This window comes from Clostridium sp. CM038, assembly GCF_055081105.1.
On sequence record NZ_CM143651.1, the window covers coordinates 1,397,608 to 1,414,651 of the forward strand.

At 29.8% G+C, this 17,044-nt stretch carries 18 protein-coding genes; 16 read left to right on the top strand and 2 right to left on the bottom strand.

Going from position 1 to position 17,044, the window contains the following annotated elements; all coding sequences use genetic code 11:
- The first annotated feature begins 270 nt into the window (after positions 1-270).
- The 9 genes from ACWJKS_RS06365 to ACWJKS_RS06405 all read left to right on the top strand — a co-directional run bounded on the left by ACWJKS_RS06365 (position 271) and on the right by ACWJKS_RS06405 (position 9,964).
- Complete coding sequence (locus ACWJKS_RS06365; RefSeq protein ID WP_462960751.1) at positions 271-1,434, top strand: dicarboxylate/amino acid:cation symporter; 1,164 nt, start codon at positions 271-273, stop codon at positions 1,432-1,434.
- A 328-nt stretch (positions 1,435-1,762) separates the two neighbouring features.
- The gene (locus tag ACWJKS_RS06370; protein WP_462960752.1) at positions 1,763-2,434 is read left to right on the top strand and encodes a response regulator transcription factor; all 672 of its coding nucleotides are present in this window, start codon (positions 1,763-1,765) and stop codon (positions 2,432-2,434) included.
- A 167-nt stretch (positions 2,435-2,601) separates the two neighbouring features.
- On the top strand, positions 2,602-3,447 hold the full coding sequence (locus ACWJKS_RS06375) for a sensor histidine kinase (protein WP_220287515.1): 846 nt from the start codon (positions 2,602-2,604) through the stop codon (positions 3,445-3,447).
- 137 nt (positions 3,448-3,584) lie between these two features.
- A complete protein-coding gene (locus tag ACWJKS_RS06380; RefSeq protein WP_216302971.1) occupies positions 3,585-4,352 on the top strand; it encodes an ABC transporter ATP-binding protein in 768 nt (255 codons plus the stop codon).
- Entirely contained in the window at positions 4,342-6,318 is a 1,977-nt protein-coding gene (locus tag ACWJKS_RS06385; RefSeq protein ID WP_462960753.1) for an ABC transporter permease, read from the top strand. Before ACWJKS_RS06380 ends, ACWJKS_RS06385 begins: the two co-directional genes overlap by 11 nt.
- A gap of 323 nt (positions 6,319-6,641) precedes the next feature.
- A complete protein-coding gene (locus ACWJKS_RS06390) occupies positions 6,642-7,214 on the top strand; it encodes a sigma-70 family RNA polymerase sigma factor (RefSeq protein WP_462960754.1) in 573 nt (190 codons plus the stop codon).
- Positions 7,204-8,181, top strand: coding sequence for a DUF4367 domain-containing protein (locus ACWJKS_RS06395; RefSeq protein WP_462960755.1), 978 nt, complete (start codon positions 7,204-7,206; stop codon positions 8,179-8,181). The genes ACWJKS_RS06390 and ACWJKS_RS06395 overlap by 11 nt, the downstream gene beginning before the upstream one ends.
- A gap of 405 nt (positions 8,182-8,586) precedes the next feature.
- Positions 8,587-9,144, top strand: coding sequence for a cysteine hydrolase family protein (locus ACWJKS_RS06400; RefSeq protein ID WP_462960756.1), 558 nt, complete (start codon positions 8,587-8,589; stop codon positions 9,142-9,144).
- A gap of 166 nt (positions 9,145-9,310) precedes the next feature.
- Positions 9,311-9,964 carry a CatB-related O-acetyltransferase gene (locus tag ACWJKS_RS06405; RefSeq protein ID WP_216302976.1) on the top strand — a complete coding sequence of 218 codons (654 nt, stop codon included), beginning with the start codon at positions 9,311-9,313 and terminating at the stop codon, positions 9,962-9,964.
- Positions 9,965-10,148: 184 nt separating this feature from the next.
- Here the strand turns inward: ACWJKS_RS06405 and ACWJKS_RS06410 are convergent, their stop codons facing one another.
- Together ACWJKS_RS06410 and ACWJKS_RS06415 are read right to left on the bottom strand one after the other, a co-directional pair.
- Positions 10,149-10,688, bottom strand: a complete 540-nt coding sequence (locus ACWJKS_RS06410; RefSeq protein ID WP_462960757.1) for a nitroreductase family protein — start codon at positions 10,686-10,688, stop codon at positions 10,149-10,151.
- 87 nt (positions 10,689-10,775) lie between these two features.
- Positions 10,776-11,282, bottom strand: coding sequence for a flavin reductase (locus ACWJKS_RS06415; protein WP_216303024.1), 507 nt, complete (start codon positions 11,280-11,282; stop codon positions 10,776-10,778).
- A 312-nt stretch (positions 11,283-11,594) separates the two neighbouring features.
- Here ACWJKS_RS06415 and ACWJKS_RS06420 point away from each other — a divergent pair, with 312 nt between their 5' ends.
- The 7 genes from ACWJKS_RS06420 (at position 11,595) to ACWJKS_RS06450 (ending at position 16,970) form a co-directional block, all read left to right on the top strand.
- On the top strand, positions 11,595-12,329 hold the full coding sequence (locus tag ACWJKS_RS06420; protein ID WP_462960758.1) for a Fic family protein: 735 nt from the start codon (positions 11,595-11,597) through the stop codon (positions 12,327-12,329).
- Positions 12,330-12,479: 150 nt separating this feature from the next.
- Positions 12,480-13,154 (top strand): response regulator transcription factor, encoded by a 675-nt coding sequence (locus tag ACWJKS_RS06425; protein ID WP_462953990.1) that lies wholly within the window; start codon positions 12,480-12,482, stop codon positions 13,152-13,154.
- A complete protein-coding gene (locus tag ACWJKS_RS06430) occupies positions 13,151-14,170 on the top strand; it encodes a sensor histidine kinase (RefSeq protein WP_462960759.1) in 1,020 nt (339 codons plus the stop codon). The genes ACWJKS_RS06425 and ACWJKS_RS06430 overlap by 4 nt, the downstream gene beginning before the upstream one ends.
- Before the next feature lie 196 nt (positions 14,171-14,366).
- Positions 14,367-14,768: a hypothetical protein gene (locus ACWJKS_RS06435; protein ID WP_462960760.1), complete on the top strand. Its 402-nt coding sequence runs from the start codon at positions 14,367-14,369 to the stop codon at positions 14,766-14,768.
- Between the two features lie 116 nt (positions 14,769-14,884).
- Positions 14,885-15,538 carry a response regulator transcription factor gene (locus ACWJKS_RS06440; protein WP_462960761.1) on the top strand — a complete coding sequence of 218 codons (654 nt, stop codon included), beginning with the start codon at positions 14,885-14,887 and terminating at the stop codon, positions 15,536-15,538.
- Complete coding sequence (locus ACWJKS_RS06445; protein WP_462960762.1) at positions 15,539-16,120, top strand: hypothetical protein; 582 nt, start codon at positions 15,539-15,541, stop codon at positions 16,118-16,120.
- The gene (locus ACWJKS_RS06450) at positions 16,104-16,970 is read left to right on the top strand and encodes a HAMP domain-containing sensor histidine kinase (protein ID WP_462960763.1); all 867 of its coding nucleotides are present in this window, start codon (positions 16,104-16,106) and stop codon (positions 16,968-16,970) included. Before ACWJKS_RS06445 ends, ACWJKS_RS06450 begins: the two co-directional genes overlap by 17 nt.
- Positions 16,971-17,044 lie beyond the last annotated feature (74 nt).

Below are 17,044 nucleotides of genomic sequence, written 5' to 3' on the forward strand. Positions count from 1 at the left end.
TCACCTTTATTATATCGTAAAGCAAACAAATTACCATCATTTTGAATTTATTTTAATTTTAACGACATTTCAGAAGTCAAGTCTCCCACTACTATAAGTGGGAGTTATATACATTAACAAAGAGAAAACTTCAGTGAGAGTATAAATATCCTTCTGAAGTCGTTAATATTGTAGCACCGCAGGTGATGATTTAATGTTATACTTGATGATATAAAAAAAATGGAAATAAAAATACATTTTTTAACCGTAATAACGGTAGGGGGGAAAACTATGAAAAAAAAATCTAATAACTTAATTATCAAACTAATTGTCGGTGTAGCACTAGGGTTAGGTATTGGTTTAGTATGTCCTAAAAGCTTAATGGTTGTAATTGTTACCATTAAATATATACTAGGACAAATAATCTTCTTTGCTGTACCACTTATCATCATTGGATTTATAGCACCATCTATCACTAAGCTAAAACAGAATGCTACAAAAATGTTAGGTATTGCTGTTTTTATAGCTTATGTATCCTCAATTGGTGCTGCAACTATGTCAGCAATCGCTGGATATGCAATTATACCAAGTCTTTCAATAACACCTGCTACTGAGGGATTAAAAGAGCTACCTGCATTAATCTTCAAACTTGATATACCTCAAATTATGCCAGTTATGAGTGCATTAGTATTCTCTATGGTTATTGGATTAGCTGCAACATGGACAAGCGCTAAAACAATTGAAACCGCTTTAGATGAATTTCAAAACATGGTTTTAGAAATTGTTACAAGAATAGTCATTCCTATTCTTCCTGTTTTCATAGCTTCAACATTTGCGACTCTTGCTTATGAGGGATCTGTCACAAAACAACTTCCTATTTTCTTAGGTGTCGTTTTAATAGCAATTGTTGGGCATATTATCTGGCTTACTGCTTTATACGGCATTGCTGGTATATACGCAGGTAAAAACCCTATGTCTGTTTTAAAACACTATAGTCCTGCATACTTAACAGCAGTTGGGACAATGTCTTCAGCTGCTACACTACCGGTTGCATTATCATGTGCAAAAAAATCAGATTCACTGAGACCGGATATGGTAGACTTTGGTATTCCTCTGTTTGCAAATATTCACCTTTGTGGTTCTGTTTTAACTGAAGTTTTTTTTGTTATGACTGTTTCACAAATTCTTTATGGAAAGCTTCCAAATCTTACATCTATGGTAGTATTCGTTATTCTACTTGGTATTTTCGCAATAGGTGCTCCTGGTGTTCCTGGAGGAACTGTTTTGGCTTCTTTAGGTCTTATCGTAAGCGTTTTAGGTTTCAATGAAACGGGTACTGCACTAATGATTACAATTTTTGCGTTGCAAGATAGCTTTGGTACTGCGTGTAATGTTACTGGGGATGGTGCGTTAACGCTGATGCTTACAGGATATGCAAATAAACATAAATTATAAATATATTAAAAGGCCAGGCACATCATGGAATTATTATCTATGATGTGCCTGGTTTTCTAATATGGTAGTTTTAATATCCATATAAGGACATTAATAGAAAATTGGAGAGGGAAACCTCTCCTTCTTTATTAGCAAAAATCTGATTGCTATTAGTGTTTTTTATTGGTAAAATATACCGAAGATAATAAAGAAACACTAGAAGTTGTTGCATGGATATATGGTAGTAATATTATTTGTAAAAAATATAGTAACCAGTGGATGTGCCAAAAGCCTAAAGTATAGGTAAAGTATAAAGCACAAAATAAAAACATATAAAGAGGAATTTAATATGAGCAAAATACTAGTTGTTGAAGATACACAAAGGCTTAGAGCGGAATTAAAAGTATTATTGGAGCGTTATGGATATGAAGTTATAGCTCCTGAAACATTTGATAATATTATAGATGTTATTAAAATGCAGCAGCCGGAACTTCTGATGCTAGATATTAACCTACCTGTATATGACGGTTATTATATCTGCAGAGAAGTGCGAAGATTTTCAGAAGTTCCAATTATTATAGTAACCAGCCGTGACAGTGACATGGATGAACTTCTGAGCATAAAATTAGGTGCAGATGATTTTATAACAAAGCCATATAACACAGAGATACTATTAGCTAGAGTAAATGCAGTACTAAAACGGTGCGAGGCAGGGAATAAATCTAAAGAGGGGATGGAATGTAGTGGACTTACCATAAATTTATATAACAGTTCAATGGCAGCAAATGGAGTAAAGATTGACATTACAAAAAATGAACTAATTTTATTGACAAGCCTTATAAAAAGAAAAAATGAAATTGTGTCAAGAGAAGAATTAATGGAAGAGTTATGGTCTGCAGAATATTTTGCTGATGATAATAGCCTTTCTATAAATATGACAAGACTTAGAAAAAAATTAGATGAAATAGGCCTTAAAGAGTTTATTAAAACAAAAAGAGGACAAGGGTACATAGTAGAATGAATATTAGAAAATATTTGAATGATAAGAAGCTATTTCTATGCTGTAATACACTACTTAGCATTCTGTTAATACTGTTCTTGATCTATATTAATATAGAGAGTATCTGTTTATTCGGTATTTTAATAATCTGGTATTTCCCAATTCTTTTATTTATGACAATTGATTACGTGAAGAAAAAGGAATTTTATGATTGTGTTATTGAAAGTACAGAAAAAATAAATGAATTATATCTGATAAAGGAGACACTTGATGAACCTGACTTTTTCGAAGGAAATATTATATATAATACATTTGGAAAAATTGAAAAAAGTGTTGTTAATAAAATTTGTGAATACCAGCAGGTGACGGATAATTATAAAGAATATTTAGAAATATGGCTGCATGAAATAAAAACACCATTAGCATCCGCTGAACTTATTATTGACAATAATCCGTCACAGGTGACAAAGAATGTTAAAACTGAATTAAAGCAGATAGAACGTTTACTGAATCAAGTATTGTATTATTCAAAGAGTGAGTATGCTGAGAATGATTATTTAATTAAAAAGCTTTCATTAGAGCGTGTTGTCAAAAAATGTTTTAAGACCTTTGCAAAATCTTTTATTTACAATAGAATACATTTAGAATTTGACAATCTTGAGGTGTTTGTATATTCGGATGAAAAATGGCTTAATTTTATTTTACAGCAGATTATAACAAATGCTATTAAATATTTAGATAAGGACGAGAAAATCATAAGAGTTACAGCAAAAAAAAGAAATAATCAAATAATACTTACGATTGAAGATAATGGAATTGGTATATCAGAATCGGATATTGAACAGGTTTTTAATCATGGATTTACTGGTGAGAATGGAAGAATCTACGGCGAATCTACAGGTATGGGGCTATATATATGTAAAAAGTTATCAGATAAGTTAAATATAGCTCTTAGCATAGAGTCAACCGGAGGAGAAGGTACAAAATTTAATATAGTATTCCCAGTAGGCGGAACAATGTGTTTTGAGTCATGATAATCATAATCATGACTTATTTTTTTGCTCAGTAATCTTTCAAAATTGAAAGATTACTGAAATGTAAATCAATATAGGATTATGTAAATACGTATTATACTTAGTACATAAAGTGTTAGACGAGGAGGAAATAAAAGATGAAAGAAATATTAAAAGTAAGTCATATAGAAAAATATTATGGTACAAAAGGAATGCTGACAAAGGCGTTAGACAGAATTTCATTTAGCGTTAATGAGGGAGAATTTGTTGGAATTATGGGACCATCGGGAAGCGGAAAAACAACGCTGCTTAATTGTATATCAACGATTGATGATATTACAGGTGGTGAAATAAATATTAATGGAACAAGAATAGATGGAATGTCTGAGAATAAATTAGAAAAGTTTAGAAGAGAAGAGTTAGGTTTTATCTTTCAGGATTTAAATCTCCTAGACACATTAACAGCATATGAAAATATAGCACTTGCACTAACGATTCAAAAGAAAAATCCAAAAGAAATAGCAGCAATGATAGAAAATATCTCAGAAAAATTAGGAATAAGAGATATATTAAATAAATATCCGTGTCAGATGTCGGGCGGACAAAAACAGCGTATAGCATGTGCGAGAGCGATTATTTCAAGACCATCCCTTCTTTTAGCTGATGAACCGACGGGAGCTTTGGATTCTAAATCAGCTGCTCAGTTTTTAGATTCATTAGAATATCTAAACCGGGATATGCAGGCAACCATACTAATGGTTACGCATGATGCATTTACAGCAAGCTATGCGAAAAGAATTCTTTTTATAAAAGACGGCAAACTCTTTACAGAGATAAAAAGAGGCAAAGATAGCAGAAAAGATTTTTTTGACAGAGTCATTGAAGTAATAACAGAAATGGGAGGAGAAACCAATCATGTATTTTAAGCTGGTATATAAAAACGTTAAAAAAAGTTTTGGCGATTACCTTATTTACTTTATTACACTGACATTTTCGGTTGCCATGTTTTTTACATTTAATTCATTGGATTCACAGGCTGGATTTTCGCAAATCCAAAGCAGTCAGGAAATGATACTTAATCTTTTGGAAAATATTCTAGGAATCATTTCGCTATTTGTATCAGTAGTCATCGGTTTTTTAGTTATATATGCAAATAATTTTCTGATTAAACGAAGAAAAAATGAGTTTGGTATCTATGGAAGCCTGGGAATGGGACGTAACGATATTTCAAGGATGCTTTTGATGGAAACTTTATTAATTGGAATAATAGCAATGTTTTTCGGTATTATTTTAGGAATATTTGCTTCAAAAGGGTTACAGGTAGTAACAATAGAGATGTTTAGAGGCGACAAATCGCTAGATTTATCAAAATATAAGTTCGTTTTTTCGTGGAGTGCATTACGTAAAACTGCTATATGTTTTGCAAGTATTTTTGCATGTGTTGCCGCATTTAATATTAAGATAATTAAAAAGAATAAGCTGATTAATTTATTATATGATATAAAAAGCGATAAAACAAAATTTATGTCTGTGAAAGCAGGGTTCTTAGCTTTTACATTATCGCTTATTATGTTAGTCATTTCCTATGCAATTATTTTGAATATCGGGCTTAAACCAAAAAATAAATTGTTCTTTGTAAGTTTGGGGTGTGGCGTAATAGGAACATATTTATTCTTTTTATCATTGGGAAGCTTTATAACAGAATGCTTACGTAAAGTAGATAAGCTATATCTAAAAAACATAAATTTATTTACAATAAGGCAGATTGGGAATAAAATAAGTAAAAATGTGATTTCATTGACAATTATCACACTCATGCTATTTTTAACAATTACAATTTTATCAAGTGGAATTGGTGTGAATAAAGCTATTATTGGGAATTCTAAATTTAACCAGCCTTTTGAGGTTACAATATATGGATTAGCAGATAAAAAAGCAGCATTAGAAATAATGAATAATAAAGACACGGTTATTAAAGACGACATAAAGGAAATCTATGCATATGAAGTTTATGAAAGTGGAATTCAGATTAAAAGTTTAATGAGTGATAAATATTTATCAGACATTACTAAAAATGACATGAAATTATTAAACACACAGCAGCAGATTGCAGTTATGAAACTGTCAGATTATAATAATTTGATTGGCATGGAAGGCAGAGAAAAATTACAGATTGATGATAAATCTTACGCAATCTGTTCTAACAATAAAATTGTTGTGAATGGATTAAAAGGAAAAGCTAATGCGCTCTCAATAAATGGAAAACAGTTTAAGTCAGAAAAAGATGAGTGTTTATATAGCAATTTTAGTAATATAAATGATCCAGCCTCAACAGCAATCATTATTTTAGCCGATGATCAGGTGAAAAACTTTAATGCGAGCATGGGCGGCCTTGTAATTAATACATTTAAGGATTTAGACATTGCGGTTATTGATAAGTATGATAATGAATTATTAAATTACGGTAATTACATTGCTGCATGTCGTGTAATGAGACAGATTGGAAATTTAACAACATCAATGTTGGCTTCTTTTGTGGGAATATATGTAGGCATAATCTTTTTAGTGTCAAGCGGCGCCATACTTGCAATTCAGGAGTTGTCAGAAGCGAGTGATAGCAAAAGAAGATATAAAATGCTTCGAAAACTTGGGGTTGGAAGAAAACAGGTTAATAACAGTATATTAGCGCAGATTTTGGTTTACTTCTTGGTTCCATTTGCAATGGCATTATTACACTCATGTGTCGCATTAAAAGTTATCGGTAAGCTTATTAAACAGTTGGGCACAACGAATATGATGACAAATATTATTATTGTTTCTGCTATTGTATGCTGTATATATGGAATATATTTAATGATAACTTATGCAGGTGCTAAAAGAATGAATAAGTAGTATGGGAATGTGCAACCATGGGTGCTGATTGAATGAGGTCAACTTAGAGATTTAGTAACCTTAGATGAATACAGAAAACATTTAACTAATCTGAAAAAATAGGTAGGCAACATAGTATTCTATGATGTTATATCTGTTTTTTTAGATTAGTATTTTATTAAGCTTTTAAAATATAACATAAGAATATATTATTGTAACAATAGTTTGTGATAGAGGTTGCTATTAAAAAAGTGAAATTTATGTAATGAAATGAAAAAATTTACGTATTAACATATGAGATTACTTGGCCGGGTAAAAAACAAAGAAGGGAGGGCTTTAAAAAGATGAAGCAACTTGCATTGTGTGATATTTCATATAAAAAAGAAGTTACAGAAGAATTATGTAAAGAAGAAATTGCTCATATTTTTGAAATCTATTACAAAAGAGTTTTCAACTATATGTATTATCGCGTTAATAGCATTGAAACGTCAGAAGACCTTACAAGTCAGGTTTTTGAAAAAATAATGTTTAAAATAGACATTTATTCTAAACATAAGTCACCTTTTGAGGTGTGGATGTTTGCTATAGCTAGAAACATAGTAAATGATTATTTTAGAAGCTTAAAAAAGCATAAATTATTCTCTATTGACACAATTAAGGACTTGGTATCAAAAGGAAAAACTCCAGAAGAGATAATATTATCAGCAGAAAGTAACAGTGAACTTTCAAAGGCTTTGAAGATGTTGAATGAAAGGGATCGAAATATTGTTTCTCTTAAGTTCGGTGCAAATCTTAAAAATCAGGAGATAGCACAAATATTAGATATTACAGAAGGCAATGTTGGAGTAATACTTTATAGAACAATGAAAAAGCTAAAAAAGAAAATTGAGGAAGAGAGGGAACAATATGAGCAATAAGAAAATTGAAGATAAGTTTTCTAGAGAAATAGATGCTTATTTTAATGGGATAGAGGATAAGAAAAAAATAGAACAAAGTGAATATAGCGAACTTTTAGAATTTAGCAAGAGTATGTCAAAAGAAGATTTCAGTAAAGATAGCGATAAAAAAGGGGTATTTAATAAAACTTTGAAAAGTATAAATGAAAATAAAGGAGAGAATATTATGAAGAAATCAAATAAATTTAAAAAAACTGCTATTGCAGTAGCAGCAATATGTATAATAAGCGTTTCTGTAATGCAAACATCCTTTGCTCAAGATATAGCTGAGAAAGTAATAAAAACTATATCTTTAGGACATATAAGTGTTATACAAACGGAACCATCTAAAATAAAAGAGATGAGACTTACGGATGAGTATAAAGGCAAAGTTTTTGATAAACAAGGAAAGCAAGTACAAGTAGTTACGAAGGAGAATCGCAACGAATTATTCACAGCAAAAGGTGAAAAAATTGCTCATATGCAGAATGGAAAAATAATAACTGTAGCTGAGCAAGAAAAAATGGACAAAGAAAGGGAAAAAGGCGTAGTTGAAGTAAAAGATTCTAGTAAATTAAATGAATATACTTGCTTTGATGTTAAGCTTCCAACGTTTTTGCCAGAAGGATATAAATTTGATAGAGCAGAATTTTATAAGGAGAAGAATGAAACAAAAGTTAAAAATAGTAAATATATTGAGTTGTATTTCACTAATGAGAAATCTGGAAAGTGTATACATGTGCAACAAAGGTTTCCAGATGAAACCACTAAAGGTGAACTTTCAACAGACGGTATAATTGAAAAAACGAAAATTAATGGTGTAAATGCTGTAATAAGTAATAATAGAAGCATTGATTGGGAAACTAAAACTGCAATTTATTTTTTAGCGGGTAAAGATGCAGGAATTACAAAGAGTGAATTAATAAAGATTGCAGAATCTATTAAATAATCATTAAGGCATATGAAAATAAATCACAAGTAATGGATATTACCATACTTGTGATTTATTTATTTTTTTTAATGTATGATCTTTATTTATGAAAAAAATGTTCCAATGTGTGGTAAAAAATGATAATATTACATAAAGGATTGAGAAGCAGTTGTATTTTGTGACGAAGGTGTCATAAACAAATATAAAATAGATTGAAATATATAAAGGAAGCGTCTGTGTGAAAAAGTATGAATATAAATGTGTCTTTATAGCAGGGGCTGGTGAAAGAACAACAGGGATAATGAATGAATATGGAGAATAAGGGTGGGGGTTTGTTAGGCCTTCGTAGTGTTGGCATTATTATAAAAGATTAATTGAAAATCACTTTAGGGTCAAAATATGAATCAATTGAGGGAGACGTAATTGAATAATCAAAATGATAATATTAATAAAGCATTACTTGTGATAGATATACAGGAGGATGCTACAGGAAAAACAGCAAAACGACCATATAAAAATTCACAAGAACTTATTAGTAATGTGAATTTAGTTATTGAAAGTAGTGAAAAGAAAGGAATTACTGTTATATATATAAAGCATGAAATAAATAGTAATTTTTTAAATAAAATTGTAATGAGAAACAGATTTATCAAAGGAACGCAGGGAAGTGAGATAGATTCAAGAATAAAGATTGTTAATAATTATATTTATTCAAAAGATAAAGGAAATGCTTTTTCAAATCCTAAATTAGATAGTTTCCTTGAACAAAATCATATCAATGAAGTCTTTATTGTTGGATTAGATGCAACTGCATGTGTATACAGGACATCAATAGGAGCAATAGATAAAGGATATAAATCAATAGTTTTAGAGGATGCAATAGTAACCTCAAATATGAGGAAGATGCCAAAAATATTAGAAAAGTATGAGAACGAAGGGATACTCTTAACTACAATTCAAAAGTTTAAACAAAATAAATAATGAGTTCCTTAGAGTACAATTTTCTTTGAAGGGTACAAGTATAAAATTTATACTTAATAAGACTCATTTTTCATAAAGAGTAGATTAATCCTAAATATACGATTGATGAACAATCGTAAAAAAATGTGTCGTAAGAGTAAGACAATATAAATGAAGGGAGTTAAATATGGTTATTCCAAATTCAGGTAAAGTATATCCAAGAAGTAATGATTACCAAACAATATATCTTAAAAATGTAATTACAAGAGATAATATAAGAGTTGGAGATTATACAATATATAATGATTATTATAGTGATCCAAGGGATTTTGAAAAAAATAATGTATTATATCAGTATCCTGTTAACAATGATAAGTTAATAATTGGGAAGTTTTGTTCAATTGCATGTAAAGCGAAGTTTCTCATGACAAGTGGAAATCACACAATGAAATCAATATCTACTTATACATTTCCAATATTTTATGAGGAATGGGGTTTAGACGTAAGTAATGTAACAGATGCTTGGGATAATAAAGGAGATATTGTAATTGGCAATGATGTGTGGATAGGTTATGACGCTATAATTATGGCAGGTGTGAAAATTGGAGATGGTGCAATTATTGGAACTAGAGCAGTAGTTACTAAAGATGTTCCACCCTATACTATTGTTGGAGGAATACCAGCAAAAGTTATAAAGAAAAGGTTTAGCGATGATGTAATTTTAAAATTGTTAAGAATTAAGTGGTGGGATTGGACAGATGAAAAAATCCAAGCAAATATTAAATATATTCAATCAGGAAACATTGATAAGTTAGATAGAAGGAAACTTAAGGGAATGTAGAAAAATAAATGAACAATACTGGTCATTGCTTAACTTGAGCATCCTTGAGGCTGAATATAGAAATAGTACAATTTATGGGATGGTATACTTAATTTTAAGTTTATAATAGATAATAAGTCTCCATTTCTTTAAATTATTTTAAATCGTGGAGACTTATTATGTTGAATGATGTTCATATGTATTTTTACCAATTTTCATAATGTATTAGTTCTTTAAGTTTTTTTCGCGTACGAGCTTTTGGTGTTTCATTTGCATAACCAAGAGTAATAATGCCAACTACATATTTATCATCAGGTATATTTAAAATTGGTCTTATTTCTTCTTGGATAAACCATGCAACACAACAAGTACCTAATCCTAAGTTATCAGCTTCAAGCAGCATATGTCCTATACAAATTGAGGTATCTCTGATTATCTGCTTAAGTTCTTCTTGTGAACTATCTTCATTTAATAATACACTTACATCGTCTTCTATTCTGCAACGTATATCTGCTACACATACAATAAAAACTGGAGAAGAAATCATCCATTTTTGGTTATGAGAAACTTTAGCTAATTTTTGTCTACTTAATTCGGATTTTACTACAATGAAATGCCAAGGCTGCGTGTTACTACCAGATGGAGCAAGTCTTGCACTCTCAAGTAGCTGTGTTATTTTTTCATTTTCAACTGGTTTATCAATATATTTCCTTATACTTCTACGCGCTGTAATTTCTTTTATCATAGTTTTAGATGCCTCCTTAATATATATAGTGTAGCACAGGCTACACTATAGCCCTGTTAATATAATATTTAAAATTGATACGTAATATTAGGCCTTTACGAGCACTTTTGTAATTTCAGAGATGTACATTGTATGATAATCCTTGTTTGGATACCATTTTGCATCATTCTCTTTGGACTCGAAATTTTCAGGCGACATTGTATCATGATATACCTTCCTACAAACAATTATCATGTTTGCTTCTTCAAAGGATACTGTATCGTCAACAAAATAAGGAGTGAGTCCAGCTTCGTTTACCTTATCTGTGTCTCTTCCTGAAATGCTACCACATATATTTAGGGCTTTCCTATACTTCTCATCAAAAAAAGCAATCGTAAACATGTCATTTGCATCGATAAATTCTTTCGTATATCTCTGAGGCCTTATGTATGTGGTAACAACATTCATTCCCCAATATACACCAACACCACCCCAACTGGCAGTCATTGTATTAAATTTCTCCTTATTCCCTGCTGTTATCAGCAGCCATTCTTTCCCGATTTTTGTGAAAGGGTTGAACTGTAATTCCTCGACTTTAATTTCTTTAAACATAATTGTCCTCCTGTAAATTTTTTTATAGTTTATAACAAATAATTAACTTATTCATTATCTAACCATATTAACATATACAAACATGCAGACCAACTCTTAAAACTTTTATTATACAATTTATACATAATTATGTTAACTGCTTGAATAACTATAGGGATATATCGTATAATTGAATAAAGATATAATGTAAGGTTTTATTTGAAAGCGTACATTCATTTTTGTTTAAAGCATTGGCATCATCAATCGCAAATCAGTAATAATTGAACAAGTGGTGAAGGCGGTAAGTAATATACTATACGAATAGGAGTGGAAATTATGTTTGAAATCATAGATAATAAAAAGGAATCACTAGATGGCAAGAGACCCCTGAGTAGAATTGCTGTAGAAAATTTAAAAAAATATTTTGATGTGGAACTAACATATAATTCTAATGCGATAGAAGGAAATACTCTGACAATAACTGAAACTAAAGTAATCTTGGAGGATGGCTTAACTATAGGAAAAGGTAAGAGCTTAAAAGAACATTTAGAAGTAATTAACCACAAGGAAGCAATTGATTATGTAGAAGACATTGTAAGTGAAGATACGGATATATCAGAAAGGGTTATTAAAGACTTACATTACTTAATATTGAAAAGTATAGATAATAAGTATGCTGGAGAATATAGACAAAATAATGTAATTATCAGTGGTAGCAAGCATATACCTGTAGAACATTTTTTAGTGAAAGAAAAAATGACAGAACTAATAGAGTGGTATAATTGCAGCAAGAATAAAAAACATCCAATAGAATTGGCAGCAGAGTTTCACTTTAGGTATGTGTATATTCATCCTTTTACTGATGGAAATGGAAGAACTGCAAGGCTTCTTATGAATCTTATATTAATGAGAAATGGATACCCTATAACAGTGATAAGGACTGAAAATAGAGAGGAATATATGAAAGCATTAGAATTGGCTAGTTTAGAGGGGAAGTTAGAGGGATTTATAAAAATCATTTCAGGAGCTGTAGATAGAAGCTTAGATACGTATCTATATTTAACAAAATAATTTAGAAATAAAAAGCCATGGTTACTTCTGTTTTATGAAGTATTCATGGTTATTTTAATTTAGATTTAATTTCATCTATAGAATATGGTATATTATAGGTAGATTATAGGAGTATGAACGATAATTCGTAAAATCATTAAGGGGGATGTCATGTATAAAATATTGATAATTGAAGACGAAGAGAAAATTAGAGATATAATAAAAGAATCTCTTTGTAAATGGGGTTTTGAAGCCTATGCAGTTAATAACTTCAATAATGTATTTGAAGAATTTGTGAAGGTAAAGCCGGAACTTGTTCTAATGGATGTAAATCTGCCTGCTTTTGATGGATTTTATTGGTGTAATAAAATTAGAAATGTTTCTAAGGTGCCAGTAATATTTTTATCTTCAAGAAGTACAAATATGGATGTTATTATGGCAGTGAATACGGGTGCGGATGATTACATTACAAAACCTTTTTCTCTGGATATACTTATGGCAAAAATAAATGCAATTTTACGTAGGACCTATTCTTATGGAGATACAAGTTTGGATACTATTGATTATAAAGGCGCTGTGCTATCATTAAGGGATAACACCCTTTACGTAGGCGAAAAATCAATTGAACTAACCAAAAATGAATTTAAAATATTATATGTATTAATGAAAAAGCATGAAACCATAGTAAGCCGCGAGGATATAATGCAAGAACTTTGGCAAGATGAAAACTTCATCGATGACAATACACTAACAGTTAATATAAACAGACTGAGAAAAAAGCTAAAAGAAATTGGTCTTATAGATTTTATTAAGACCATTATAAATCAAGGATATGTTATTAAATGAGCTTTATTAAATATTTAAAGGAGAACCTAAAGCTTTTAGTATTTTACTTTCTTCTCATGGCTTTTATTTCATTAACTATATGTTTAGACAGAAAAAATCGCGTACTTACTTCTAATTTACTTTACATAATATTTGTTTCTTTTTTCATGTTAATAATTTATATTAGTATAGATTATTATGAAAAATCCCAGCATATTAAAAAGCTTTTATTCGTTAAAAATTCAGAAGATAAAACTCCTATTTTACCGGGTCCAATAGATTATAAAGATGAAATATATGCTCAAATAATTCAGATGATTTATGAAGATTTCCTGAAAATTGCAAGAAGCACGGAAACAGATTTCAAAGAAAATGCAGAGTTTATGACTGCGTGGGTTCATGAAATTAAAACTCCAATTACTACATCAAAGTTATTGATTGAGAGCACAGGCGCTACATCTTCATCCTTAAAAGAAGAACTTGAAAAGATTGAGGATTATGTTGAAAAGGTACTTTATTATTCAAGAAGTAATAATTTTTCTGAAGATTATATCCTTTCAGAAGTGAGTATCAACAAAGTAATTAAAGAAAGTATTAAAAAACATTCAATTATATTTATAAAAAAACATATTAAATTAATAAATAATGTACCTGAACCCCTTATTATAGATACCGATAAAAAGTGGTTGCTTTTCATAATTGATCAAGTTGTTTCAAATTCATTAAAATATACCAGCAATGGTGGAAGCATAATATTTAAACATATTAAAGTTGCAAAAGAGGTTTTATTAATAGTAGAAGATACGGGAATAGGCATTAAAAGTGAAGATATAAATAGATTATTTAAAAAGTCTTTTACAGGTTTTAACGGAAGAAACGAAAACTTAAAAGCTAGTGGAATGGGTTTGTACCTTTCTCAAAAAATTGCTAAAAAACTTGGCCATTATATTACCCTAGAATCAGAATATGGTAAAGGCACCAAAGTAATTATTCATTTTCTAAAATGGGATAATTACTATGATGTTACAAAAATGTAAGGTGAAGTAAGAGCGGTATATTTTGATTTTTGTATAATTCAATCTTTTGCGTTTGAGCGCTTTTTATTGTGTGTGAAAATTTACAAGTTGGAGATAACTTGAGGATGAGTGTAACACATTTATAGTACATAATAAAAAATGTAGTCAAAATGACGTATATATATTGATTGCAAATTTATTTTGGAGGTTGATGACAATGAATAAAAAAAGATTGATAAAATTAGTATTGGCAGTTGGATTAATAGCTTCAAGTACGGGAGTAGTCGCATTTGCAAGCCGAAATTCTGCTAGTGTGACTAAAAATGTTGTTAAAGTGGCGAGTGAAAAGACGGAGATTGCTGTGAAGAAGGATATTTCGGACACTTTGGCGGTAAAAGGTAACACTAAAAAAGTAACGAATAATCTTACAAAAGAGGAGCTTACCCAAAAGTTGAAAAAATTTGAAGGTAGAACAGAAAAGGATAGCCTTGCAACTATCCAAGAAATAGAAAATATGATAAAAGAAATTGAAAACGGTGGAGGCCGTGGGGTTTGTGTAGAGATAGATACACAAACAGGTCAGGTTTTAGACATATATAGGCTCGCGGTACCGGAATAATGTTAGAGTTCAGTGGTTCAAATAATTCTATTGTAGGCTTTACGCGTTATAATTTAAATACAATGAAATTTGCAATATAATTCCCAATGCAGAAAAAAATAGTAGGTGGTTAAAGAATGATAAATATATTAATTGTGGAAGATGACGTGCCAATATCAAATTTAATTAAACTTAATTTAAATATGGCAAACTATGAGTGTAAGCAATGCTATGATGGAGAAGAAGCTTTAAAAATGATACAAAATGAAAAATTTGATTTAGTACTTCTTGATATAATGCTTCCAAATATGGATGGTTTTACTTTATTTGAGAAGATAAAACCATTAGAATTACCTGCAATTTTTTTAACTGCTAAAAATTCTGTTGAGAATAAAGTTAATGGGTTACGAATTGGTGCAGATGACTATATTACAAAACCATTTGAAGGCATAGAGCTTATTGCAAGAATTAAAAATGTTCTAAGGCATTATAAAAAAAATACTGAAATATTTAAATGCAAAAATTTAGAAATAAATCTTCGGGAGCGGACAGTAAAGGAAAAGGGGGAAATCATTGATCTTACATTGAAGGAATTTGAACTTTTGGCATTTTTAGTACGAAATAAAAACATAGCACTTACAAGAGAGCGACTAGTAGAGAAAGTTTGGGGTTATGACTATATTGGAGAAACTAGAACTATAGACAATCATATTCAAAAACTAAGAAAAAAATTAGACTTAAAGGACAATATAAAAACAGTGTTTGGTTTAGGATATAGATTGGAGGAGTAAATGAAACTTTGGGAGAAAATATTCATATGTACATTAATAGTTTTTCAGGTTTTTTTCATTTCTTCCAGTGTATATTTGATAAATAAAAGCTTTACATTAAATTTAGATAGTGAAATTAATTCTGGAATAAATGAGCAAAATAGACTATGTAGCTTATTGGAAGCTAATATGTATTTAGCAAAAATCTATAAGTATACCAATCCTGAACAGTATCAATTTAGCAAAAAAGAAACAGATTCAATTATAAGCACATACATGAGTTATTTTAAAGGTGAAAAAATATACATAAATATAACAGATGAGTTCGGCGAAAAAATTTGTAATGATTTTAAGGGAAATGCCAATATTACAAAGGCAGAATTGAATACACCTTTAAATAAAGTTACTTATGCAATACGAGATGTAAATAGTAAATCATATGTGTTTATAAATAAAAAAATAAATTTAAATAATTATTATTACAGGATTTATTATATAAAGGATATATCAAGTATTTATGAAAATCAAAAATCTATGTTTAACCTTTTAACCAGGTTAAATATAATTATATGCATTAGCAGGCGTTATGGTAATATTAAGTAAAGCCATTGTGAGGCCTATAAATAAACTCATAAAATCAACTCAAGAAATATCTGAAGGTAATTTCAGTGAAAGAGTAAGTGTAGGGTCCGATGATGAGATTGGATTACTTGCTAAAAACTTTAATAATATGGCAGACGTAATAGAAGATAAGATAAATGCACTAGAAAATGTATCAGAGGATAAGCAAAGATTTATTGATAATTTATCACATGAAATTAGGACTCCTTTGACTTCAATAATAGGGTATGCTGATTTTTTAAGGATTAATAAATGTGATGAGAAAACCACTATAGAATCCTTAAATTATATATATAATGAAGGCAAAAGATTAGAAAAATTATCTTCAAAATTAATGGATTTGATAATTTTAAAAAGAGAAAGCATAAAAAAGAAGAATATCAATGTAAAAAAACTTTTATATGAAATTAATAGTCATTTACATCGTAAGCTGAGGGATAAAGAAATAAATTTGAAAATTATAACAGAGGATTTTGATATACTAATAGACAAAGAATTGGTTGTTATTTTAATAAGCAATATAATTGATAATGCAGTAAAGGCATCTAAAATAGGGGATGAAATTTGCTTAAAGGCTTATATGAATATAAATCCAATAATTGAAGTTAAAGACAATGGGGTAGGTATTGCTAAAGATGAGATAGAAAAAATTTTTGAGCCTTTTTACATGGGAGATAAATCTAGGAATAGGAGTAATAATGGTGCTGGCTTGGGGCTCTCAATATGTACACAAATTGCTGAGGTTCATAATGCTAAAATTTGTGTTGAGAGTAATTTAGGCAAGGGTACTACTATGCGGATGGTGTTTAAGAATATAAGTTGCCACCTATAAAATAGAGATAATGGGACTAATGTTTTAATAATAGGAATTGTGAGTAGATATAAATAAAATGTTTAAAAAGTCTT

Excerpts from the sequence above, each read along its gene's own strand:
- ACWJKS_RS06390 (WP_462960754.1), top strand. The coding sequence starts at position 6,642 with ATGAAGCAACTTGCATTGTGTGATATTTCATATAAAAAAGAAGTTACA.
- ACWJKS_RS06380 (WP_216302971.1), top strand. The coding sequence starts at position 3,585 with ATGAAAGAAATATTAAAAGTAAGTCATATAGAAAAATATTATGGTACA.
- ACWJKS_RS06430 (WP_462960759.1), top strand. The coding sequence starts at position 13,151 with ATGAGCTTTATTAAATATTTAAAGGAGAACCTAAAGCTTTTAGTATTT.
- ACWJKS_RS06420 (WP_462960758.1), top strand. The coding sequence starts at position 11,595 with ATGTTTGAAATCATAGATAATAAAAAGGAATCACTAGATGGCAAGAGA.
- ACWJKS_RS06385 (WP_462960753.1), top strand. The coding sequence starts at position 4,342 with ATGTATTTTAAGCTGGTATATAAAAACGTTAAAAAAAGTTTTGGCGAT.
- ACWJKS_RS06410 (WP_462960757.1), bottom strand. The coding sequence starts at position 10,688 with ATGATAAAAGAAATTACAGCGCGTAGAAGTATAAGGAAATATATTGAT.
- ACWJKS_RS06450 (WP_462960763.1), top strand. The coding sequence starts at position 16,104 with ATGGTAATATTAAGTAAAGCCATTGTGAGGCCTATAAATAAACTCATA.
- ACWJKS_RS06425 (WP_462953990.1), top strand. The coding sequence starts at position 12,480 with ATGTATAAAATATTGATAATTGAAGACGAAGAGAAAATTAGAGATATA.
- ACWJKS_RS06395 (WP_462960755.1), top strand. The coding sequence starts at position 7,204 with ATGAGCAATAAGAAAATTGAAGATAAGTTTTCTAGAGAAATAGATGCT.
- ACWJKS_RS06440 (WP_462960761.1), top strand. The coding sequence starts at position 14,885 with ATGATAAATATATTAATTGTGGAAGATGACGTGCCAATATCAAATTTA.
- ACWJKS_RS06370 (WP_462960752.1), top strand. The coding sequence starts at position 1,763 with ATGAGCAAAATACTAGTTGTTGAAGATACACAAAGGCTTAGAGCGGAA.
- ACWJKS_RS06405 (WP_216302976.1), top strand. The coding sequence starts at position 9,311 with ATGGTTATTCCAAATTCAGGTAAAGTATATCCAAGAAGTAATGATTAC.
- ACWJKS_RS06365 (WP_462960751.1), top strand. The coding sequence starts at position 271 with ATGAAAAAAAAATCTAATAACTTAATTATCAAACTAATTGTCGGTGTA.
- ACWJKS_RS06445 (WP_462960762.1), top strand. The coding sequence starts at position 15,539 with ATGAAACTTTGGGAGAAAATATTCATATGTACATTAATAGTTTTTCAG.
- ACWJKS_RS06435 (WP_462960760.1), top strand. The coding sequence starts at position 14,367 with ATGAATAAAAAAAGATTGATAAAATTAGTATTGGCAGTTGGATTAATA.